18 protein-coding genes are annotated in these 22,507 nt (G+C 37.4%); 12 read left to right on the forward strand and 6 right to left on the reverse strand.

Annotated features, from left to right (window positions below):
* The first annotated feature begins 6 nt into the window (after nt 1–6).
* The 9 genes from CRS_RS01195 to CRS_RS01235 all read left to right on the forward strand — a co-directional run bounded on the left by CRS_RS01195 (nt 7) and on the right by CRS_RS01235 (nt 11,022).
* A complete protein-coding gene (locus CRS_RS01195) occupies nt 7–3,294 on the forward strand; it encodes a TonB-dependent receptor (RefSeq protein WP_142722274.1) in 3,288 nt (1,095 codons plus the stop codon).
* A gap of 307 nt (nt 3,295–3,601) precedes the next feature.
* A complete protein-coding gene (locus tag CRS_RS01200; protein ID WP_142722275.1) occupies nt 3,602–4,894 on the forward strand; it encodes a hypothetical protein in 1,293 nt (430 codons plus the stop codon).
* Between the two features lie 76 nt (nt 4,895–4,970).
* Complete coding sequence (locus CRS_RS01205; RefSeq protein WP_142722276.1) at nt 4,971–5,894, forward strand: T9SS-dependent choice-of-anchor J family protein; 924 nt, start codon at nt 4,971–4,973, stop codon at nt 5,892–5,894.
* Between the two features lie 179 nt (nt 5,895–6,073).
* Entirely contained in the window at nt 6,074–6,817 is a 744-nt protein-coding gene (locus CRS_RS01210) for a hypothetical protein (protein ID WP_228451141.1), read from the forward strand.
* A 6-nt stretch (nt 6,818–6,823) separates the two neighbouring features.
* Nucleotides 6,824–8,161, forward strand: coding sequence for a S41 family peptidase (locus CRS_RS01215; protein ID WP_142722277.1), 1,338 nt, complete (start codon nt 6,824–6,826; stop codon nt 8,159–8,161).
* Between the two features lie 256 nt (nt 8,162–8,417).
* On the forward strand, nt 8,418–8,687 hold the full coding sequence (locus tag CRS_RS01220; protein WP_142722278.1) for a hypothetical protein: 270 nt from the start codon (nt 8,418–8,420) through the stop codon (nt 8,685–8,687).
* Between the two features lie 76 nt (nt 8,688–8,763).
* The gene (locus tag CRS_RS01225; RefSeq protein WP_142722279.1) at nt 8,764–9,486 is read left to right on the forward strand and encodes a sterol desaturase family protein; all 723 of its coding nucleotides are present in this window, start codon (nt 8,764–8,766) and stop codon (nt 9,484–9,486) included.
* Nucleotides 9,487–9,973: 487 nt separating this feature from the next.
* On the forward strand, nt 9,974–10,174 hold the full coding sequence (locus tag CRS_RS01230; protein WP_142722280.1) for a hypothetical protein: 201 nt from the start codon (nt 9,974–9,976) through the stop codon (nt 10,172–10,174).
* 62 nt (nt 10,175–10,236) lie between these two features.
* A complete protein-coding gene (locus CRS_RS01235; RefSeq protein ID WP_142722281.1) occupies nt 10,237–11,022 on the forward strand; it encodes a GLPGLI family protein in 786 nt (261 codons plus the stop codon).
* Between the two features lie 208 nt (nt 11,023–11,230).
* Here the strand turns inward: CRS_RS01235 and CRS_RS01245 are convergent, their stop codons facing one another.
* The 5 genes from CRS_RS01245 to CRS_RS01265 all read right to left on the reverse strand — a co-directional run bounded on the left by CRS_RS01245 (nt 11,231) and on the right by CRS_RS01265 (nt 17,644).
* Nucleotides 11,231–12,265: a phytase gene (locus CRS_RS01245; RefSeq protein WP_142722282.1), complete on the reverse strand. Its 1,035-nt coding sequence runs from the start codon at nt 12,263–12,265 to the stop codon at nt 11,231–11,233.
* Nucleotides 12,266–12,272: 7 nt separating this feature from the next.
* Nucleotides 12,273–15,083: a TonB-dependent receptor gene (locus CRS_RS01250; RefSeq protein WP_142722283.1), complete on the reverse strand. Its 2,811-nt coding sequence runs from the start codon at nt 15,081–15,083 to the stop codon at nt 12,273–12,275.
* 243 nt (nt 15,084–15,326) lie between these two features.
* Nucleotides 15,327–15,863, reverse strand: coding sequence for a TetR/AcrR family transcriptional regulator (locus tag CRS_RS01255; protein WP_142722284.1), 537 nt, complete (start codon nt 15,861–15,863; stop codon nt 15,327–15,329).
* A gap of 57 nt (nt 15,864–15,920) precedes the next feature.
* Complete coding sequence (locus tag CRS_RS01260) at nt 15,921–16,634, reverse strand: hypothetical protein (protein ID WP_142722285.1); 714 nt, start codon at nt 16,632–16,634, stop codon at nt 15,921–15,923.
* Nucleotides 16,635–16,762: 128 nt separating this feature from the next.
* A complete protein-coding gene (locus tag CRS_RS01265) occupies nt 16,763–17,644 on the reverse strand; it encodes a cupin-like domain-containing protein (RefSeq protein WP_142722286.1) in 882 nt (293 codons plus the stop codon).
* A 220-nt stretch (nt 17,645–17,864) separates the two neighbouring features.
* Here CRS_RS01265 and CRS_RS01270 point away from each other — a divergent pair, with 220 nt between their 5' ends.
* A complete protein-coding gene (locus tag CRS_RS01270; RefSeq protein WP_172616975.1) occupies nt 17,865–19,166 on the forward strand; it encodes an Ig-like domain-containing protein in 1,302 nt (433 codons plus the stop codon).
* A gap of 637 nt (nt 19,167–19,803) precedes the next feature.
* On the opposite strand, the gene CRS_RS01280 is transcribed toward CRS_RS01270, so the two are convergent.
* On the reverse strand, nt 19,804–20,931 hold the full coding sequence (locus tag CRS_RS01280; RefSeq protein ID WP_228451142.1) for an MFS transporter: 1,128 nt from the start codon (nt 20,929–20,931) through the stop codon (nt 19,804–19,806).
* A gap of 108 nt (nt 20,932–21,039) precedes the next feature.
* Between CRS_RS01280 and CRS_RS01285 the strand changes: the two genes are divergently transcribed.
* Both CRS_RS01285 and CRS_RS01290 read left to right on the forward strand, forming a co-directional pair.
* Nucleotides 21,040–21,396, forward strand: a complete 357-nt coding sequence (locus CRS_RS01285; protein WP_142722290.1) for a helix-turn-helix domain-containing protein — start codon at nt 21,040–21,042, stop codon at nt 21,394–21,396.
* 65 nt (nt 21,397–21,461) lie between these two features.
* Nucleotides 21,462–22,457, forward strand: coding sequence for an MsnO8 family LLM class oxidoreductase (locus CRS_RS01290; protein ID WP_142722291.1), 996 nt, complete (start codon nt 21,462–21,464; stop codon nt 22,455–22,457).
* Nucleotides 22,458–22,507 lie beyond the last annotated feature (50 nt).

Below are 22,507 nucleotides of genomic sequence, written 5' to 3' on the forward strand. Positions count from 1 at the left end.
TTAAGTATGAAAAGTTTGAAATGTGGGATTACCATAGCAGCCTTATTTTTTACTGTAGCCGCAGAAGCTCAGGAGCTGATTCAGAAAGTGACATTTTCTGTACCAGCCAACAGACCGTTGATTGAAGTTTTGGAAGAATTTGCAGGAAAAACGGGGATGAGACTGGCTTATTCCAAAGTAGACATTAAAGAGCTGAGGGTAAAAGGGGTGAAATGTGAAAATACTTCTGTTAATAACTGTCTGAAGGATATTACCAATGGCCTTCCGGTTGTATACCGTCTGCATGGTGATCTTATTTCGATAAAATATGAAAGTTCTAATATTTCTGTACCGGGAAACGGACGTATTTCCGGTAAAATAGTAGATGAGGTAGGGAATCCCATTACCGGAGCTGAGGTTAGTATCGCTCAGAAAACAGCTGTAACAGATAATAACGGTGATTTTACGATAGATCTTCCCTCAGGAATTTATAGCCTGACGATAAAAGCTACCAAATACAATACGCTGAGAGTTCAAAAATTATCGGTTATCAATAACGAAACCAATTCTGTTTCATTTGCTTTAAACAAAGCGTCTGATAAAATTACAGACATCAAAGAAGTTGTGATTACCGCAGCCCGCAGAGCAGATACCCAGGCAGGTCTTCTTGCCCAGCAGAAGAAAGCGGCTCAGATGAGCGATGGTATCTCAGCGGAACAGATTTCCAAAGCTCCGGATAGCGATGTGGGAGGAACTCTGAAAAGGGTAACAGGAATTACTACTATTGATAATAAATATGTGGTCGTAAGATCTATGGGAGAACGCTGGAATACCGCAGCCATGGATGGAATAAACCTGCCAAGTACGGAAGCCTACAATCAGAACTTTTCATTTGATATCATTCCCACCGCTATGGTGGAAAGCGTGGTGGTAAGTAAATCCGCAACACCTGATATGAATGCCAGCTTCGCAGGAGGGTATGTGGAAGTGAGAACTAAGGATATTCCCAACGAAAATTTTACAACGGTAACAATGGGAACTTCTTATAATGACCAGTCAGCTTTCAAAGAATTTCTGACCCGTAAGCGCGGAAAGTACGATTATTTTGGGTATGATGACGGGACAAGGGATTTTCCTAAAGGGCTTGAGCCGATGAACTGGACAGATCCCAGGTTTTTTGAACAGTCCAGACAGTTTACGAATGACAATTTCAGCACCTATAAAACCAGAGGTGATATGGGATCTAATATACAGTTGGCATTAGGAAGGACCTACGCTCTTAAAAACAATAATAAATGGGGATTTGCCGGAGCATTTGTCATCAGAAATGAACAGAATAAACTGGACATTGACCACACCGGGAGAGGAAACTGGCTGGATACAACGGGAATGCCTGATGGAAACGGACAGATTCCATTCTATAATTTCAAAAACAGCGGAGCTTCCTACAACTATAATTCTACGCTGGCAGGGATGTTGAATTTTGGATTTCAATTTGGAAAAAACAGAATCTCATTCCGTAATTCCTATACCCATATTTTTGACAATACCCTCACAAGAGTAACCGGATGGAATGAATACTCAACTGGCAGTGGGATGGCAGCCAATGCAGAATTAGCCTATAATTACTTTTATAATGGAATTATCCCCAATAATGATCCGGCACAGATCAAAAACTTAGACAGACCTTATACCGATAATACCAATTACCCGATTTTTCAGACCCTTTTACAAAATAAACTGGAAGGAAGCCATAAAATAGGAAATACAGAGATCAGCTGGTTTGCAGCCCGCACAGGAGTGGCTTCCGATACCAAAGATTATACCCAGTATATTACCAGGTATGATTTTATAGGAAATGAAATTCTGACTTTTCATAAAATCTACAATTCCGGAGCAGATTTTTACAGAGGATATATTGAAAACAAAGAAACGGATTACAATTATGGCGCTTCTGTCAAGTGGGATATGGACGCAGGAAGTTTTAAAAATACCATTAAAGCCGGGTATGCCGGAGCCATAAAAAACAATACCAACCAACAGCAGAAGTTTTTTCTTCGTGTTGACGAAAACCGGGACGTTCCGAACAGCGAGAAGAACTATTTGACGATGTATGGTTCTCTTGCTGAATGGTTTAATGGCTCCCATTATGTTCCGGGTGGTATTGGTTGGGAAACCCGAGGACTGTATAAAAATGATAAGTATGAAGGAAAAGTTAATCAGCATGCCGTCTTTGTGATGCTTGATAACCGTTGGAAAAAACTAAGGTTAGTCTGGGGACTTCGTGCAGAATATTTTAAGTATGATATGATTTCCCAGCAGCTGGATCCTTCCGATTCCAAATACATTATGAGAGCAGCTATAGATGATCAACCATGGCAATGGATGCCTTCTGCAAATTTTACATACAGCCCTACCAATAAAATTAATCTGAGGCTTGCCTACAACAAATCTGTCATCCGTCCTCAATTCAATGAAAGAACAGGTTTGCCATACTTTGACCCTATTGCCAATGGATTGATTTATAATACAGAACTGAGCTCATCAGTCATCAATAATTATGATTTCAAGTTTGAATGGTTTCCCGGATTGGGTGAGATATTTTCAGCAGGACTGTATTACAAAAACATTGACAGACCTATTGAACGTGAAGGTCATATTTCCAGTGAAGGAAACCTTTTTCTCTACAACGGTAATTCAAAAAATGCCAGGCTGATAGGAGTAGAGGCAGAGGTAAGAAAAAGTTTAGGCTTTATAGCAGACGGAACTTTTCTGGAAAAGCTTTTCATAAGCGGAAACTTTACGTATAACCATACCAAAGTAGTAGCATTTAAAGACCTGTATAAAACCGGTGATAATGATGAAACCTATGAAGTGAAAAGGCCCCTTTACGGACAGACTCCTTATGCTTACAACCTTGGACTTATCTATGATGGAAGCCGGTTAGGTATGAGCTTTTTATATAACGCAAAAGGAGATCAGTACATCACCGTTGGGTATGCCTACAAAGGAGAGGAAATCCAGCGTCCTTATGCAGTGGCAGACGCTCAGATCTCTTATAAATTCCTTCGCAACAGAAATTTTGAAGTGAAATTTAATGTAAGAAATCTCTTCAACAGAGTGAAAGAATATTATAATAATTTCAACTCTTACCTGGCCGCAAAAGACGGAGGAGGAAGTAATGTAGGTACAGAAAGAGAAGCGTGGGACCTTCTTCCGGGAGCAACAGACAGGTATGATAAAAATATAGATAAAATTATGTTTCGGGCTTATAGCGGAAGAATGTTCAGCCTGAGTGTCAATTATACTTTTTGAAAGAAGTATAGCAACAATATAGAAAGATATCTTCATTATAGAAGCGTACAGGTTTCGGGTACCTGATCAAAAACTGAAAAATACTGATGATGCGCACACCAGTACAGTTCTGAATAAACCGGACGTTAACCGCTTTTCCCAGGCATTAACGGATTTAATGGGGCTCCCGCAATGCAGTTCCTCCTGCAGCGATGGGATGAACACCAAAAAACAAATCGAAGGAATAGAGAGGAAGATATTCCTGAATAGTAAAAAACTGATCTGGTATAAAAAACAATACGACCGGATTGTACTAAAAATTATAACAATGAAAAGACTAACTCTAATTGCAGTGGCAGCATTATCTCTTACAGCTTGTCAACACGATCAACTGGCAGATTCATCATCTCCATTCGAAATGAAATCTACTTCTGCTGAGTACCTTACAGCTTCGGCTCTTCCGGTAACCAGCGTAAGCGGCGCTATTACTACCAATACTACATGGAGTGGTGTAGTTGAATTAGATGGAGTTGTAACCGTAAAAGATGGTGCTACCTTAACAATCCAGCCGGGTACATTCATTAAAGCTAAGCCAAACACCAGCAATACGGCTACAGGAGTTTTGGTAATTGCTAAAACAGGAAAAATCAATGCAGCAGGTACAGAAGCTCAGCCTATTATTTTCACCAGCTACAAATTGTTGGATGGAAACGAAGATACAACTGCTGCTCCTGGTGACTTCGGAGGGGTTATTATTTTAGGGGATGCTCCTACCAATACGCCTTTCACAAAAACAATTGAAGGATTATCCGGTCCTGATTTCTATTACGGAGGTACCAATCCTTCTCATAACGGGGGAACCTTGAAATATGTACGTATTGAATTTGCAGGATATGATCTTTTAGCTCCGAATTCAGGAAACGAAATCAACGGTCTTACATTAGGAGGAGTAGGAAACGGAACTACTCTGGATCATATTCAGGTATCTTTCGGGAAAGATGATTCTTTTGAATTCTTCGGAGGTACTGTAAACGCTTCCAACCTTGTTTCTTTTGCAGCGGATGATGATAACTTTGATTTCGATAACGGATATACAGGAACGATCACTTGTGCATTGGCTCTGGCAGATTACAATTCTACGCACAGTCTTAGCGGATCAAGCCCTGATTCTAACGGTATCGAGCTTGACAACAACGCCGACGGTTCTTCTACCTCATTGCTGACCCATCCGGTGATCAACAATCTTACCATCATCGGAGCAAAAAACTCAAATAAAGGTGCTTTGTATGAAAATGGTATCCACATCAGAAGACACGGAAGATTAACACTAAATAACGCCGTGGTTACAGGATATCCTGTAGGAATCAAAGTAGAAGGTACAGGTTCTGAACTTTCTTCAGCTTCAGCATACAACACCATTCAGATCCATGGATTTACTACTTCAGTTACGGGTACAGGAACATCAGGAATTCCTGCAGCTAATCTGTTAACAGGTACTCCTGCAGCACTGTGGGGGATGAGTCAGCCATTCTTCAACGAAGGAAGCTGGAATGTATCTCCAAGAAACTGTGGAAACTTCCAGGGAATCTGGACAAAATACAATTTCACGATTGTAGAATAACAAAAAACTTCAAAAAGCAGGGAACAGCATATGCTGATTCCTTGCTTTTACTTCAAAAATCTTAATCATCAGCATTATGAAAAAAATAATTTTATCATCTGTTCTGTTTTTATCTCATCTGGCTGCAGCGCAGTCTCTGGTGTGGGGAAGTTCTTTTGACACTCCTGCTGATCTTCAGGGATGGACCTTCCATGATCTGAACAATAATGGCAACGGATGGGTGCAGGGACAAAATATCTATCACAACGGAACATCGTTAACCTATGGAACGGCAGGTGTTCTCCGCCATTCGATCAGTTTGGTTCCAACCGGAAATGCTACAGGATTTGCAACGGAAAATGACTGGATTATTTCTCCTCAGATAGATCTTACAAATGTTTCAGGAACTGTCACTTTAGCAGCTTATATCGGAAGACAGAGAACTACCCATGTTCTTGTTGCCAGGGATCTTTTTATTTATGTAAGCACACCACAGAAAGAAGTTCCTGCATTATCAGACTTTCAGGCAATGACCGTGGATGCCAATGGGAATGATATTCCAAGTGCCTATAAAATACAGGTAGGAGATTCTGCCAATCCATTTCCGGCAGATCTTAACGAGTTTGTAGAATCTCTTGTAGACCTTTCTGCTTTTGCAGGGAAGAAAATCTATATCGGAATGTGGGCCAACAGAAAAGCAAGCGGAAATAATATCCAGAACATTAATATTGATGAAATAGGAATTTATGCCAATTCATTTTTAGGAACTAAGGACGTAAAAACAAACAAAACTGTAACACAAATAGCAGAAAATCCTGTAAAAGAATCTTTACAGCTGAAGCTTAATCCGGCATTAAAAGAAAATATAACCGTAGTCAGTATTTACAATGCAGCAGGGCAAAGAGTATTGGTTGCTCAGTATTCCAAAGTTATTGATATAGCTGGTCTTACATCAGGAGCGTATATCGCAGAAATTACAGACGGAAAGACTACGGAAAGGCTGAAGTTTATTAAGAAGTAATCATTCTATCCCCCTTAGAACCTGATGTTAGAAATACCATGAAATTTTAATATAAAATAATGGATAGCCTTGAAAAAGGATATCCGGAACATATCCAACTAGTTTTTTTATAATTATATATTGCCCGGCTCAAGGGTTGGGCAATATTTTTTAAGTTTTACAAGAATAATTGAAGAAAGATGAATAAAATCTTCGCATTACTGCTATTACTCACTGTACTGTTTTCATGCACAGACAGCAATACGATGGAGCTGTATGATAAAGTACAGAAACCGGGAGAGGTTAATATCAAAGGATTTTCCAAACCTGATGTACTTCAGCTGAGATTCAATGGACAGCCTGTAGCCATTGATGGGAAAACGTCTTATACCAACAAAATAGAAACCCAGCTTCAGTTTGTTCTTGATCAGGGAGAAACCAATAAACTCTCTGTGTATAACAATGAAACAGGAACCGAAATTGCAAAATACAATATTACCTATGACAATATAAACGATTATAAAAACCTTTACTTTTTTAACCTTCCGGGAATTTATCTGCAGACTTACGCTGTAAAACCACAGGTGAATCTCGGGAAAGTAGGTTTTGAATTTATTTTTCCTAACCTGGGCGAATTTTCCGGAACATCCCTGGTAAATGTGAAGGGCATTTTGAAAAGAGAAAATGGAGTGGTGCTTGCCGAGTTTGATAATATCGGAAAAGATAGTTTTACAGCAGTAAAAGTCTATAGTTTCTTCAGCTCTACAGCTCCGGTATATCTCGAATTATATAAACCGGGAACTACAGAACCCTACGCAGGATCTAAGATGGTTCAGGTAAAATTAAAACAACACACGGGCGCCAATATGATTGTTCTTCAGGAAAAAATGGAAAATGGAGAATGGGTAGTAAAAGGAGATATTGACGTATCAGAATATCTGTAATCACCTATGAAAAACTATTTAACATTTCTATGCTTTGCCATGGCAGCCTTTCTTATTTCATGCACGAATAATGATGAAAGTGCACCTGTTTTCCCTGAAGGAAGTACAGAATCTGTGAATCTCTGGGTTCAGGACAGTATGAAACGGTACTATTACTGGGCAGATCAGATGCCTGCAAAACCTGACTACAGCCTCCCCGTAAAAGATTTTTTTAAAAGTCTGCTGTCTTCACAGGACCGGTTTTCTTTTGTGGTTAATACTGAAGATTCCTCCACCTATCCACGCTCCATAAGAAATATGTATGGTTTTGATTATACTATTGTCCAGCTGGCCAATAATGAAGTGGTTACTGTGGTTAAGCTGGTTCTCCAAAATTCTCCGGCTTTCAATGCAGGGTTGGAACGGGGTATGATCATTACTAAAGTCAACGGAAAAGTAATGACGGCTGCAAATGCTGAAGCTATGGCAGCATCTATTAAAGATCAGACTGTTGTGGAACTTACGGTAGGAAAGTGGCAAAATGGAATGGTTACCAATGAAAACAATATTACTGTTTATTACGGTTTCTCTTTTGAACAGCCCATTTTATCTAAAATTTTTAATAAAAACGGTAAAAAAGTGGGTTACCTGTATATCTATGATTTCCCGGACGGAATGACGCAGGCCCTGAATCAGAAGTTTGCAGAATTTAAAGCCGCCGGAGTACAGGAGCTTATCCTTGATCTCCGATACAATTATGGCGGTTCAGTATCATCTGCGGCTGCACTTTGTTCCCTGATCCCTTCAGGTTTATCATCCGGCTCGCCGTTCATTATTTTTAAAGGAAATAAAAACGGAGGTGAAGTAAAAAGGACATTTGCAGAGCAAATTGCCTATGATTCCAAAGCTTTGGACTTTACCACCTTACGGGCCAATGCATTGGGGTTACAGAAAGTATTCATCCTTACCTCAAACAGTACAGCATCTGCCGCCGAAATTGTCATCAACAATCTGAAACCGTACATGCAGGTCATTCAGATCGGAAGTACTACACTGGGGAAAGATATGGCAGGATTTGTAGTAGAAGACAAGCGTAAACCCAGAAAAGTTTCCTGGCAGATTCACCCGGTGATTTATAAAGTATTCAATGCCAATGGTGCCGGAGAATATAGCAATGGGATTTCACCACAGATGATCGTGAATGAATACGCAGGGCTTCCGGTATTACCTCTGGGTGATCCTGATGAAACCCTTATTTCTTCAGCCCTCAACGGAGGTTATTTCAAATCTGCAGGTCAGGAAAAGAGCGGAAGCATTACAATTCTCTATCAGAGTGATGTGCCTCCGGTGATGATGGAAAAATAGAATTTGAATAGAGAAATGTAGTCATATTTTTAAACCATTAAGAAGTTTGAAGAATTAAAGTATAGTTAAGACCGATCATTCTGATTTTAAGTTAAAGCGAAGCTTATCTTAATAATCTTAACAACTTAATACAATCTTAATAGTTCAAGAAAAAATTAAAAGGTTTATTTAATAATAAAAAATAATATCGAATAGTAAGAGGCTAAAACCTTTTTGCCCTTTTACCTATTCAGGAACACCATAAAATCACAAAATCATGCAGGGAATAGAACCAAAACTTCACATGAACCTGACCAGCCGTATTGAATATTACCGTCTGCTGATAGAAGCTGCGGAAGATCCTGAAAGCCAGCCTTCAGAGGTGATTACCCAGATTTCAGAACTGAGCCATCTGTATGAAGAGTATCTGCTTAATAAAAAGAATCTGGAAAACAGCATCAAAAATTACCGGGAATATCATAATAATTTAAGAAAAAAGCTGACGTCAAGACTGCGGGAGCTTAGAAGAAAGGCACGACAGAAATAGCACAAATAAGGACTTATAGCTGACTTTACGGTGAAATTCATACCTTTATGAGGTCAAGTAGAAGGATGAGGGATTTATGAATTTTAATCAAGCTGAACTTTCCGGTTACCTAAATATATTCTGGCAGTTTTCCTGGCCACAATGGATTGTATTCAGTCTGGTTATGAATTTCATCCTGTACCTTTTTTCTATAGGTTTGTATATTTTTATTGAAAAAACCTGCCGTAAAAGCCAGCTACAGGAGAAAAATCATCCTGTAACAAGATCCGATTTTTATCTCAGCCTGTTGACTGTTCTATGTAACAGCTTTGTCATGTTACTGGGAGCTTTCTTGTGGAAGAGCGGATGGATTGTACTTGGAGAAAATCAATCGGGAATTGGGATAGCAGCTGAAGTCATTGCCCTGCTTCTTTTGATGGATCTTCTGATGTATTTTTTTCATTTTGCAGCTCATTTACCGTTCATCTATAAAATCCTGCATGGGAAACACCATGAGCATGTCAGTACGAATTTTTTGAGCCTTTTTGTGCTGCATCCTTTTGAAACGATAGGGTTCGGACTCATGATACTGGCTTTACTCATAGGATATGATTTTTCTGTCATTTCCATTTCAGTTTACCTTATGCTTAATTTGACCTGGGGAACCATAGGGCATCTGAACAGAGAATTTTTTCCAGCTTCCTTTGACCGCTTTTTTGTGGGAACAACAAGGTTTCACAATCAGCACCATTTGGATGAAAGTAAAAACTTTGGGTTTTATACATCTATTTGGGATAGGGTGTTTGGGACGTATAAGTAGAAAGGAAGAGGGGCTGGAAGATGGAAGTTGTTGCGGTGATATAACAATGCAATTATTATTCAAACGCAAAGTTTAAAAATTAAGCTTCTTATTTCTAAGGTTGCAAAGATTTGCCGCAAGCGGCTTGAAAACTTATGGATAAAAATTTAGCTTCATTAATTGAATGAAATGTCTATATAATTTTACTGTATAAATGAATAGAAAAATTAATTATAGAGTACTTACAAGCAGGATTAACTTGGCAAGAATTATCCAAACAGTTTAAAATGATGGCATTAACCCAAACAGTCTAAGTTCAATTGAAAAGCGAAACAATAAAATCAATGAATTTTATGAAGCAAAAGCATTGTTTCACCTTGCATGTATTCTATATAATAAAAAAGTTTTAGTAAATACTAATTCCCGTAAGTGTGATTAATAATTAATTCATATAATTGTAACCAGATTGCAATCACAAATATGTTATTAATTTAAAAATTAAACATTTATGAAAAAAACAATTTTATTAGGTGCTATTTTATTAGCTGGTGTGGTAAGCGCATTTCCATTCAGAACTTCATGTGGAACAGTAGTAAATGTTACCCAGACAGAAGGATATACAATGGAGCAAATAACAAACTTCTTACAATTTGTTAATTATAATGAATGTGGTACAAAACCTAAAGGAATAACTCTTTATATTCATTAATTAACTCTAATTCAAAGTTTCAAGCAAAGCTTTATTTATGCTTTGCTTGTATTATTTAAATCATGAAAATTTACTACAGCCTATTTTTCTTTTTCTTTATAATCATAATTAAATCTCAAGGAGGGTTTAATGTTGTATATGAAGCCGATTATAAATTGATTTATAAAAACCAAACCAAAAATGCTATTGTTCAAGATGCTGCGTTTGCTCTTTTGATGAATGAGAAAGAATCCTACTATAAAAATATTAATCAATATGTTGGGGATTCACTTCGTTTAGAAAAAAAGCTTCATGAAAACAGCCCGATTGACGAGCAAATGAAATATATTTCTGACTTTCCAGAAAATATAGGAACAACAACAGGAAAAATTTATGTGACCTTTAAAACATCAAATGAATACTTTAAATATGAAGAAACTAATGATATCAAGTGGCAGCTTTTAAATGAATTTAAAACAATTGGAAAGTATAAATGCCAAAAAGCTATAACAAAAAAGTATGGTAGAACCTGGATTGCATATTTTACAAAAGAAATACCCTTACCTTTTGGTCCATACAAGTTTAGTAAATTACCAGGATTGATTTTAGAGGTATTTGATGACAAAGATGATTATCATTTTACAATGTATAACTTTAGAAAAAGGAAATATTATTGTAGCTCTGCTAATTTACATCCTAATGCTAAATTAGTGGGAAAGGAAAAAATATTTGACTATCAGCGTAAAGAATTGACAAACCCAACTCTTTATAACAAATTTATTGAAGACCCTGAAGAGCGACGTAATCTCCTTAAAAAAGCAGAAAATAGAGCAAAAAATTACAATCCTATCGAGTTAAATATATATTAGGATTCATGGTTATTAGTTTTGAAAAAAGCACCTGCGAAGGTGCTTTTTTATTATTTATATTCATATAAGTTAAAAGAAAATTTAAAATTAAGCACTAAACATTTAAAGTAAATTTAACGTCTTTACTTTCTATTAATTGTTTTGTAGCATCACTATTATTTTCGTAAATATGGACGTTCCCTAAAAACAATGTTGGTTAAAATTATTTTTATTTACCAGCCTTCACAGCGGTTTTAATTGCTTTTTCAACCATTCTCCAGTCATAATAATGAAATACTCTGCCATTGCTCATCGCAACAAAAACGCCTTTTGGAAATTTCGGACCTAAGTTAGCATTGGTTACTTCGGAACCGTCACTTTCCAGTGTGGAAACCGGAATTTCTGCAATCCTTCCTTTAGACTGATCTTCCCTTAAATAGACATTGAAAGTATCATTCTGTTGATTCGAAACCAGAATATATCCTTTCCTTTTGGAAGTAGGATAAATGGAAATTCCTTCCACATCAGATTTAAAATCACCTTTTCCGAAAACTGCCAGTTCCTCATTTCCTTTTTCCGGATCAGCATAATATTTATGAACCCCGAACTGCTCATCAGAGTAATAGATATAACCCATTTCGTCATCTACGGCAATGCTTTCAATCTCCTTCAATCCGCTGTATTTCCCGAATTTACGGACAACTTCACCAGTGATAGAACCATTTTTCTCAGAAAGCTTATACTGCCATAGATAGCCGTCAGCCGGGCCGGATTTTCTTCCGACAATCACAAATATATCTCCCGTTTTCGGATTTTTATACATTGAGATCCCCATGGGGCCACGTTCTGATTCTCCTTCAAATACAGAGATTTCTCCCACTTTTTTCAGTTCAGGAAGCGAATATAATTTTATTGTATTGGTTTCTCTTTCAGTGACTGCTGCAATATCGATTTTCTTTCCATTTAAAGTAAAACCATATTCAAGATCAACATTGTTAGGACGTTTTAATCCTGAAACTTTATTGATGATTTTTCCGTTAAGGTCAAAGGCGTACAACCCACCGTCAGTATCTTTATCTGTTCCGATGATGATACTTTTTGAAGCGTCCTGCGGATTAATCCATATCGCAGGATCATCGGTGTCATGAACCACTGTCTCTGTAACTACCATTGGTTTTAATTTTTCTGTTATTTGCTGTTGCCCGTTACAGCTGATCACAAAAGGAAGAACTGAAAGAGCCAGTATATAATGTATGTTTTTCATGTATATATTAAAAATCAAATTTCACGCCCATCGTAAACCTCGGTCTGTAATATTCAGCCTGAGCGGTTCTGCCCGGGATTCCCTGATAGTATCTTAACGGCTGATTCGTCAGATTATTGGCCTCTGCAAAAACTCTGAGCTGGCTTGTAATTTTATAGGAAGCATTGGCATCAAGGAAAAACTGTTTGTCATAATAACGGTCATCAAATGCCTTGCCACCAAGCTCATCAATATAATGAGAAGCATAATTCATGGAGATTCTGGCTGAAAAACGTTTGTTTTCCCATGAAAGAGACCCGTTGAACATATGAGGCGCTGCTCCCGGAAAACCTACATCTGTTCTTTCAATGCCTTCTTCATTGGTAATTCCTTTTGCTTTAGATTTGGTGTATGTATAGTTGACGTACACTCCAAGTCCTTTCCAGAAAGCTCCGGGAATAAAGTCAAGCTGTCTTTGTAGAGCAACCTCGAAACCATAAATATCTACATTGTCACCGTTACGCTGCTGGGTAAATTTCCAGTTGCTTTCTCCGGCTGGAATCGGGTTGGTTTGTCCTGCAAAATCATTGGCAAAATCATTGGCCGTATAATTCCTTTTCGAATAGGTATAAATAAAATCGTTCAGGTTTTTGTAGAAAACACCTCCGGAAAGAATCCCGACAGATTTAAAATATTTTTCTGCCATAAAATCAAAATTATAAGCATAGGTTGCTTTCAGATTCGGATTTCCGGCGGCAACGATTTCATCTTCTGAAATTACATTCAGGTAAGGAACCAGCGAATAGTAATTCGGGCGTGCAAGAGCTGTCGTAAACGCTGCACGAAGTACAAGATCCTGCACTGGTACATATTTGAAGGAAATATTCGGAAGCACGTTTGTGTAGGTATTGGTATTATTGATTTGTCCTACCAGATCCTTTTCATTCATGACATAGTTTCCGGTGTAATCAATCTGTGTTGTCTCTATACGGGCTCCAACGATCATCGATAGTTGATCATTAAAATCCTGATCCCAGCGAATATACCCCGCATAGATCTGCTCTTTTGCATTGTAGTTGCTGGATAAATACTTTTCAGGCTTCAGCTTGCCATTGAATAGCGCCGGATTGAATAAATCCAGATTTCCAAGGTAAGAAGGATCAACGAATGTTCCCGGAACATAATTTCCCGGCTGGAAGTTCTGACCGTCAAGATTTATTGTCGGAACGGATAAAAGGCTTCCCATATTGTTGACAGGCGTAAAAGCGTAGAAATCATTCTCTCTTTCCTTTTTCTTCAGACGCATACGGAAACCTGTACGAAGACGTCCTTTCTGCCCCTCAATTACAGAAAACGGAAAACGTACATTCACTTTTGCTCCCAGTTCCTTCTCCTGTGTAAAGCTGTTGGCATCCGAAAGATCACTCAGTTTATAGCTGCCCAGATTATTTGCTGCGAGAAGGTTGATTATGGGTTTCTCGGGATTACTGAGGTCGGGAGAGAAATTCATTTTGCTGTTTTCAAACTCTATATAACGCTGGTGAGGCTTATCTTCACTTGCGATGGCATAGTTGACAGACCAGTCAAGATCTACTTTAGAGCCTAATAAATGTTCCCCTCTTAAAGCATAATTCTGAACTTTCTGCTTTTCCAGACGGGTGTTGTCATTATCAGCATCACCCCCTTTATTCTGTCTTGTAATGCTTCCTTTCCAGTCTGTAATTTCAGTTTCATCAGCACTGTAAACAGGTTTTATTTTATATCCTAGTGCGTATCGGGTTTCCCTGTCATTTCTGAAATTGTACATCGCAGAAGCATAGATCTTGTTTTTGGAATCGAATTCATAGTCCATATTAAGATCAAAGCTGTGTCTGATACGGTGCTCATTATAATAGCGTACTCCCATTTTACTTACATAGACCGTCTGCTTAAGATCATTGGCCTGGCTCCATACAGGTTCTATATTATCTGAACCAAAATTGTTGTTATTATAAGAAAAGCTGAATACAGCACCTAATTTTTTATCTAAAAACCGGTTTCCATAGACAAAACCGGCTGTATAATTTCCTTTTTCACGGATCGGGTTGTATCCTCCGGCAAGGGTAGCTGAGATTCTCTGTCCGTTAGGGGATGCTCTGGTGATAAGGTTTACAGAACCTCCGATAGCATCAGCATCCATATCCGGAGTCAGGGTTTTATTAACCTCTATCGTAGAGATCATATCTGAAGGAATCAGATCCATCTGTACATTCCGGTTATCACCTTCAGCAGAAGGAATTCTGTCGCCATTGAGGGTAACGGAGTTAAGGTTGGGTGCAAGTCCCCTGATAATAAGATTTCTTGCCTCTCCCTGGTCATTCTGTATGGTAATTCCGGGAACACGCTTCAGAGCATCCCCAATATTGGCATCAGGGAAGCGGCCAATCTGATCGGAAGAAATTACATTGGTTATATTGGCGTTGTTCTTTTGCTTGTTTAATGCTCTTGCCTGATTTTTTAATGTTGCTCCTGATACTACAACTTCTGCAATAGATGTTTCTTTCTTGTCAAAAATAATATTCTGACGGGTATTTTTTTCAGGCTCCACGGTCACTTTGTACTCATGAGTTCCATACCCCAGATAATCAATTTTCATGGTATAAGTTCCTGGAGGAACGTTTAGGAAAACAAAATTTCCGTGTTCATCAGAAGTTGTATAGATATTTCCCGGGCTTAGGGAGATCTTGGCTCCCGGCAGGGCTATTTTCGAATCATCGTTGATGTTTCCGGAAAGAGAGCCGGATTGTGCATAGAAAAAGACAGAGGCACAAAATAAAACAGTTGTAAAAATTTTTTTCACTTTTCCTTTTTTAGATAAAAATTGAAACAAAAGTAATCTTCAGTAAGGAAAAGGGGTTGAAGAGAAAATTAAGGTTTTTTTAATAATTGTTAATACAGAGAATTGATAAAAGATAAAAGATAAAAGATAAAAGATAAAAGATAAAAGATAAAAGATAAAAGATAAAAGATAAAAGATAAAAGATGTTCCTTTAAACATCTGAATTCAATAGGGATGGCTTTAGCCTAAAATTAAAATTCTCGTTTAATGTGGAGTATTAAGTAGGTCATATACGATGATCTTAGATTTTTCGATCAGCTCATTAGACCTGTAAAGCTGGCTGGTAAGTATAGAGCTTTCAAAAAGAAGATAGATATGAGCCGAAGTAATATCATTCTGAATATCCTCATTAAAGCCTTCTCTCAGTTTATTTTTATGATGACGGATGACCTTGTGGATTTCTTCTTTATCGGCAGGAATCTCAGACAGGATATTCAGAAAGCTGCATCCCCTGAAATCTTCTCTTTCATTCATATGAATCAGAAAATCAAAGGATTTCTGAAGTTTTTCCTGTAATGTTTTTGATTCTGATGTGAATTTTTCAAGTTCAGATACCCAATAATCGTACCTTCTGTTGAGGAATTCGATACAAAGATCATCTTTGGATTTAAAATGCTGGTAGAAACTTGCTTTTGATACATCGGCCTCATCAATAATCTGATTGATTCCCGTATTGTTATAACCCTGTCTATGGAAGAGTACCATTGCTGTGCTTAATATTCTTTCTCGGGGTTTGGGCATGATGTGAAATTTTTACAAAGGTAAGCAAAATATGAACAGACTTGTATGTATTGGTTTCTAAATGAATCCTCTGGCATAATAAAGCTGGACCACAAAAAAGAGGACTGTGAAAAACCATACCACATATGGGTGATAGCTGAAATTATTCTTCAGAATATAATGGAGCGCTTTGAATAGCTTAAAGACTCCAATAATTCCAATGATAATAAAAACCAGAAAGACCAGAAAAAACAGATAATCTCTTGTTCCATATTCATTCACTTTACCAAGACGGTCCAGATAAGCTTCTACATTCAATGTTTGCCCCAGAAACATAGCTGAACTGATTAATATAAAAAAAGGAGTAGAGGTATAAACGGTTGTATAAATAAAAGAAAATAATAATGTTCGGAAAGTTACTGTATTTACTTTCTCCCTTTTGTACCATAATAAAGCAACACTGAATATGACAGCAGTAATATTATTCATCAAAAATATAAAGAGTGCTTTTTCTACCATGCTTAATCCCTTAATCTTCGAAATAATATTGTGCTCACCGCTGTAATCCATTAAAAGCACAGAGACAATTACAGACGTATAAACAGAAAGCTTAATAGGAGACAGGTAGTCATGAAAACGTTCGGTTTCTTCTTTTTCCATTTCGTGTACAGAAAGATCGTAGCAGCGGCGGGGATCCTGAAACAACTTGAAAATGGTGACCGGAACCAATAGTATTTCAATAATGATCTGAAGGCATAGCTTCTCAAAGCTGTCTATCAACTTTTCAAACATATACGAAGTATTAAGGGAACATCTTATGCAATTTAGTTAATTTTTACGTTATATTTTAAAAGGGAAATAAAAAAGAGTGGATGCTTGAATCAAAATCACCCACTCTTTTTTATTTAAAAGTTTTTTTACTATTTGGGAAGCCCTTTTTTCAAAGCAATATTGGCTTTTTCTACGGCTTTTCTTTCTTTCCAGTCCATATACCTCTTTTTGTAACGGCCTTTCATAAAGTTGTCAAAATTACGCTGAATGGCAAGATTCCAGAGAGAGTGAGCTTTTACCGCCCAGCTTTTATCCCATGCTCTCAGAGAAATAGAGAAAGATCCGTCCAGATATTTCATCCAGTGCCACCATCCGGTAGGCATGAATAAAGTATCTCCGTGTTCCAGAAAACACTCAATCCCTTCAATCCCATCCAGTGCCGGGAATTTTTCAAAATCAGGATTGGCGATATCATAATCTTCCAGTGCATAGGTAGCATAAGGAAGTTTATACAGACGTGTTTTCCATTTGTATTCAAACAGAAGAACGTGCTTTCTTCCATTGAAATGGGTATGGAAAATATGTGGCATATCAATATCATAATGAAGGAAAGTTACAGAACCTTTACCTCCGAAAAACATACTTGGATATTTATCTAAAAACCCCCCCATCAGATTCTTTGGCGGAACATAGTCTTCTAAAAGTTTTGGGGCAAATTTGATAGGATCAAAGAAAAATATTCTCAGGTCTGTAGGCTCCTTCTGAATAAGATCAACATATTCACTGAAAGGCATTTTTGTCGTTGGCGTATTGATAGGAGCTGCAGGATCTGCTTTCGAACTGTCGTAAAGGGGAACTATAACATCACCAACCACTTCTTTCATATACTCCATCGTCCATTTTTGATAAGCAGGCCACTTTCTTGCCATATTTCTGATTACCACTGGCTTACATGGCTTTAGATATTTTTCACGGAATTCTTCTTGTGAAATGTCATCTACAATATCAATCGGTTTAAGGCGTATTCCCATTCGTTTAAATTATTAAGCTAAAGTATTAAATATTTACGATAATAAATGAAAATAATTGAAATTATTTGGAACTATTATAAATAGAATTAAAAAATAAAATAATCTGCCGGTTTTGATAAATAATTAAAAAGGTATATTTGTATTTCATAAATAAGAATATCTTTTGATGGGTATTAAGATATACCATTGGAAAACTATACCTGTTAATATTAAAATAACCATGAAACGCATTTCAACAATCATTCTTTCACTTGTATTTGCAAGTGCTTTCTCACAGAAATCAGCAAAAATTTTTACTTCAGATATTGACAATTTTTGGGTAGCCTATGACAGCATTCAAAAAACAAACGATCATACCCAAAAACTTGCTCTGATTAAGAAACTCTATACAGACAAAGGAACACCAGGTCTGAAAGCCTTTATGAAAGCCAGGGATTATAATGATACGGTGTTTGTAAACATCATTGAAAAGTATCCTAAATTCTTGAACTCAATCAGACCCAACACTCTGACGATAAAAACCAAAACAAATGAACTGGAAGCCAGTATTATCAAGCTGAAGGAGATCTATCCGGACCTTAAAGAAGCCGAAATGTATTTTACGATAGGCGGGCTTAATTCAGGAGGAACGGTGAGTGGAAAAATGGTGCTGGTAGGAGCCGAACTTGCTACAGGGCTTCCTTCTACAGATATTTCAGAATTAAAAGATGAATGGCTGAAAAGTGTTTTTGCAATGCAGTCTCTGGATAATATCGTCTCTTTAAATGTTCATGAATATATCCATACCCAGCAGACCGGGGACCGCAGAAGGGTTTTAAGCCAATCTATCAAAGAAGGTGCCTGTGATCTGATGGCCGAGCTGGTCATGAATAAGCCTTTGGAAAGGAAGTATCTTTCTTACGGAGCAGCGCATACAGCTGAGGTGAAAAACCTGTTTAAAAAAGAAATGTTCACCGGAAATTTCACAAACTGGCTTTATAATGGAAGACAGAAAGGAGAAAGTGCTGATCTTGGCTATTATATAGGATATGAGATCTGTAAATCCTACTACCGGAATGCCAAAGATAAAAAAAAGGCAGTTAAAGATATTATTGAACTTAATTATAATAATGATAAAGCTGTTGAAGATTTCCTTACCAGATCAAAGTTTTTTACTGAAAAAATAGATAAGCAAAAATTGATCAGTGAATATGAAAAAAACTTACCCTATGTTGTAAAAACCGACCCTGCAAACGGGACAGTGAATGTAAATGCAGATATAAAAGAAATAAGAATTACTTTCTCAAAAGAAATGGTGCCGGGAAATTATTCATTCAATCTTTCCGATAAAGGAAAAGAATATATGCCGATCACCAAAGTTATCGGAATGGAAAATGGTGATAAAACTTTGGTTCTGGGAGTAGATCTGAAACCAGGTAAAGAGTATGAGTTTGTCATTACGAATAAAAGTTTTGCTTCTAAAGACGGTTACCCTTTGAAAGATGAAAACCTTCTTATAAAATTTAAAACGGGGAATAAATAATTTGGTGATCAATGAATGAAAACCAACTTTTATATACAGTTTCAATAGTCTGTTTTTTATTTATGATCATATCCTTCAGACACAATTGGAAGCTTGGCAGTGTCAATATGATATTATTTTGTTTATACAATTCAATATTATACTATCATTTTATATATGACAGCAATGGAGGAGCCAGGCTTGTATGGTGGTTTTTTCTGCTTGTTGTGTCTGGAGTCCATATGCTTGTGCTTCTGATTTATTTTGTCGCAATAACTATTATAAAGGACAGTCGCAAAAATCAGGATCAGAAGTAAGCATTATTCCAGAAAAATCTAGAGTAACCATGTATGGATGGGTCAGTATGAAAAAAAATATTTTAAAAACATTTGTTGTAAACATTCTTATATTATCTCTTATAGTCTATATTCTGGGGCTTACTGATTCGGCTTTCCAACAGGTATATCCATCGGATAATGTTGTGTCTTATCCGATCAATTCCCTGAAATACTTTATTCTATGGGTTTTACCATACTGGTGGTTAATGATCATAATTGGGGCGGTATTGCTGACTTTTATATACAGTATCTTAAGAAAATAATATTAATAGCCTGAAACAAATTTATTCTAAGTTATTTATGTTATATTGCCTTTAAAACTATTTTTTTCTGAAAAGCAGCATAATCAGAGCAGGAACAAGACCTAGGATGCCTGACCACATTATATTTTCTATACCATAATGAACAATCCAGACTCCTCCAAACAGCGTTCCGGCTGTAACAGCAAAATTTCCGCAGGAAGTAAAAATACTGTTGATGAACTCAGAGGTTTCTGATGCAGATGATGTTACATTGATATTACTGATCAGAAATCCTCCGGAATGAACCAGACCCCAACATCCTGTAATCAAAATCGCAGGTGCAAAATCGCTGCCGTAATGCCCCATCAGGAGATGAATACCTGATAATAAAATTAAAAAAAGAAGAGTCGTCTTAAACGGAAATCTGCTCATATATTTTCCGGCAATTTTATTTCCGGCAATGCCTGCCGTTCCGAACAGGAAAAGCATCATACTGATTTGTTTTCCATCCATTTTGGTGACATTCTTTAAAAAATCTGCCATATAGCCGTAGCTTGAGTACATTGCTGCAATGGTAAAGAATGCAAGAAAGAGCCCATTCCATAGATTTTTATTCAGGAATATTCTGTTTGGAAACTTATTTAATGATATGCCTGTATTTTGAAGAGATGGCAAATAAAACCATACTCCGGCAAGAGCAATTCCATTAATGAAAGCGGTAAGTAAAAAAGAAGATTGCCAGGAAAAAAGATCAGACATAAAAGCGGCTAATGGAACTCCCAGAACAGTTGCTGAGGTAAGCCCGGAAAAAATGATGCTTACAGCTCTGGATTTTTGCGCAGGATCTGAGGTTTGTCCGGCAACAGATAAAGCAATGGACCAGTATACAGGATGGAAAAATGCAGGCATCATTCTGATACCAAGAAGCAGATAAAAATTAGTTATAAAGGCAGACAGGATATTGGCTGCCACAAAAACCGATAAAGAAAGGATCAATAAGTTTTTCCTTTTGAAAGAAGACAATACAAGAAGCATAAATGGCCCAAAAACAGCAACGATCAAGGCAAAAGCACTCAACAGCCACCCCGCTTTTTCAATGGAGATTCGGAATGAGGAAGCGAGTTCCGGCAATACTCCTATCACTCCGAATTCTGTAGTGGTGATTCCGAAAACACCCAGTGCCAGCACATAAAGATTTCTATTCATTTTCATTATTTTTTTGCAAATTTGCAGAATAGACTTTCAAAAAATGATATACTTACCTTTTGGTTCTATACTTACTTTTTTGAAAGTTCAATTAAAAATAAGATTGCCATGCCTCAGTTTTTCCATGATAAAAGATTATATTATACTCCTATTGAATTCGCATTAAGCCATATCGGCGGAACCTGGAAAATGCCGATTCTGTGGAGGTTGCAGGAAAAGCCACTCCGTTTCAGCGAGCTGAAAAAGGATATTCCCCATATTACAGATAAGATGCTGACCAGCCAGCTGCGTGAACTGGAAGCAAAAGGTATGGTTTATCGTGAAGTATTTCCCGTAGTTCCTCCGAAAGTAGAGTACAGCCTTACAGAGAAGGGGAAGAGAGCCATTCCGGTTATTGAAACCATTATGAGTTTCGGATATGAGCTGATCAGAGAGGAAGGAATTATCTTTCCGCCGAAAGAATAATAAATAAGTATTTCTCTATCAGATAGAGCTTTTTTTATAACTTCACCATAAATTCATTTGATACTATGAAGTTGAAATTAGGGATATTAGATCAGTCACCTACAACAATGGGAGATCATGCCGCATCTGCCTTGAAAAATAGCCTTAATCTTGCAGTATTGGCTGAAGAAACGGGGTTTCATAGCATTATGTATTCCGAACATCATGGAGTAGAGGCCTATGGAAGTTCCAGTCCTGAAATTCTGGCAGCAGTTGTCCTCAGTAAAACAAACCGTATCAAAGTAGGAACAGCAGGTATCATGATGAGAAACTATTCTGCCTATAAAATTGCAGAATGGGCCAAAATGCTGTCAACTCTATATCCCAAGCGTTTTATTCTGGGTTTGGGAAAAGCACCGGGAGGGCTAAAAGATGCTGTAATGGCTCTCAATAACAACAGGCCTGTGATTTTATCCAATATGGAGACTAAACTGGAAGAGATTATCCAATACATCAGAGATGAAGAAGGTCTGTATGACGGGCTTATTGCCCAGCCCGCCCATGTAGACCATATCCCTGAAATCATGTGGCTGGGGTCAGGAATGACTTCTGCCATGGAAGCTGCAAAGCATGGGATTGGATATTCGTTCGCTGCTTTTATGAACAATGAAGGTGGGATGGAAAATACCGATGCTTATCTCAGAGAATTTGACAGAATAAAGTATTTTCCACAGCCTTCCTTACAGGTAGCAGTGGCTGTATCAGTAGCAGATACAACTGAAGCAGCCAGAAGAAATGCTTATGGAATGGCTTATCAGTTTTTGCAGTCCCGGCAATTGGCAAGTCCCAATGCTGTTCTTTCTCCTGAAGCTGTGGAACAGAAGATTTTGGGAACAAAAGATGAAGAAGAGTTCTTTACTGTTTTAGACCGGATTATTACAGAAACACCGTCATCTGTCAGTCAGAGGCTAGATCAGGTTTCAGAAAAGTACAATACGGATGATCTTCTGATATTGTGCAATATGCACCGGGAAGAGGACCGGATTAACACCTATAAAAGTATCATTAGAAATAATAAATAGTATCTACAGTGTAAAATTTCTGTTGTGCTGTGTGGTTGTTTTTTAATATA

It is taken from the genome of Chryseobacterium sp. ON_d1 (assembly GCF_006829085.1).
GTDB lineage: Bacteria > Bacteroidota > Bacteroidia > Flavobacteriales > Weeksellaceae > Chryseobacterium.

Coding starts and splice junctions, on each gene's coding strand:
- CRS_RS01235 (WP_142722281.1), top strand. CDS start 10,237: ATGAAAATTTACTACAGCCTATTTTTCTTTTTCTTTATAATCATAATT.
- CRS_RS01290 (WP_142722291.1), top strand. CDS start 21,462: ATGAAGTTGAAATTAGGGATATTAGATCAGTCACCTACAACAATGGGA.
- CRS_RS01265 (WP_142722286.1), bottom strand. CDS start 17,644: ATGGGAATACGCCTTAAACCGATTGATATTGTAGATGACATTTCACAA.
- CRS_RS01205 (WP_142722276.1), top strand. CDS start 4,971: ATGAAAAAAATAATTTTATCATCTGTTCTGTTTTTATCTCATCTGGCT.
- CRS_RS01255 (WP_142722284.1), bottom strand. CDS start 15,863: ATGCCCAAACCCCGAGAAAGAATATTAAGCACAGCAATGGTACTCTTC.
- CRS_RS01260 (WP_142722285.1), bottom strand. CDS start 16,634: ATGTTTGAAAAGTTGATAGACAGCTTTGAGAAGCTATGCCTTCAGATC.
- CRS_RS01230 (WP_142722280.1), top strand. CDS start 9,974: ATGAAAAAAACAATTTTATTAGGTGCTATTTTATTAGCTGGTGTGGTA.
- CRS_RS01220 (WP_142722278.1), top strand. CDS start 8,418: ATGCAGGGAATAGAACCAAAACTTCACATGAACCTGACCAGCCGTATT.
- CRS_RS01210 (WP_228451141.1), top strand. CDS start 6,074: ATGAATAAAATCTTCGCATTACTGCTATTACTCACTGTACTGTTTTCA.
- CRS_RS01200 (WP_142722275.1), top strand. CDS start 3,602: ATGAAAAGACTAACTCTAATTGCAGTGGCAGCATTATCTCTTACAGCT.
- CRS_RS01195 (WP_142722274.1), top strand. CDS start 7: ATGAAAAGTTTGAAATGTGGGATTACCATAGCAGCCTTATTTTTTACT.
- CRS_RS01285 (WP_142722290.1), top strand. CDS start 21,040: ATGCCTCAGTTTTTCCATGATAAAAGATTATATTATACTCCTATTGAA.
- CRS_RS01215 (WP_142722277.1), top strand. CDS start 6,824: ATGAAAAACTATTTAACATTTCTATGCTTTGCCATGGCAGCCTTTCTT.
- CRS_RS01270 (WP_172616975.1), top strand. CDS start 17,865: ATGAAACGCATTTCAACAATCATTCTTTCACTTGTATTTGCAAGTGCT.
- CRS_RS01245 (WP_142722282.1), bottom strand. CDS start 12,265: ATGAAAAACATACATTATATACTGGCTCTTTCAGTTCTTCCTTTTGTG.
- CRS_RS01225 (WP_142722279.1), top strand. CDS start 8,764: ATGAATTTTAATCAAGCTGAACTTTCCGGTTACCTAAATATATTCTGG.
- CRS_RS01280 (WP_228451142.1), bottom strand. CDS start 20,931: ATGAATAGAAATCTTTATGTGCTGGCACTGGGTGTTTTCGGAATCACC.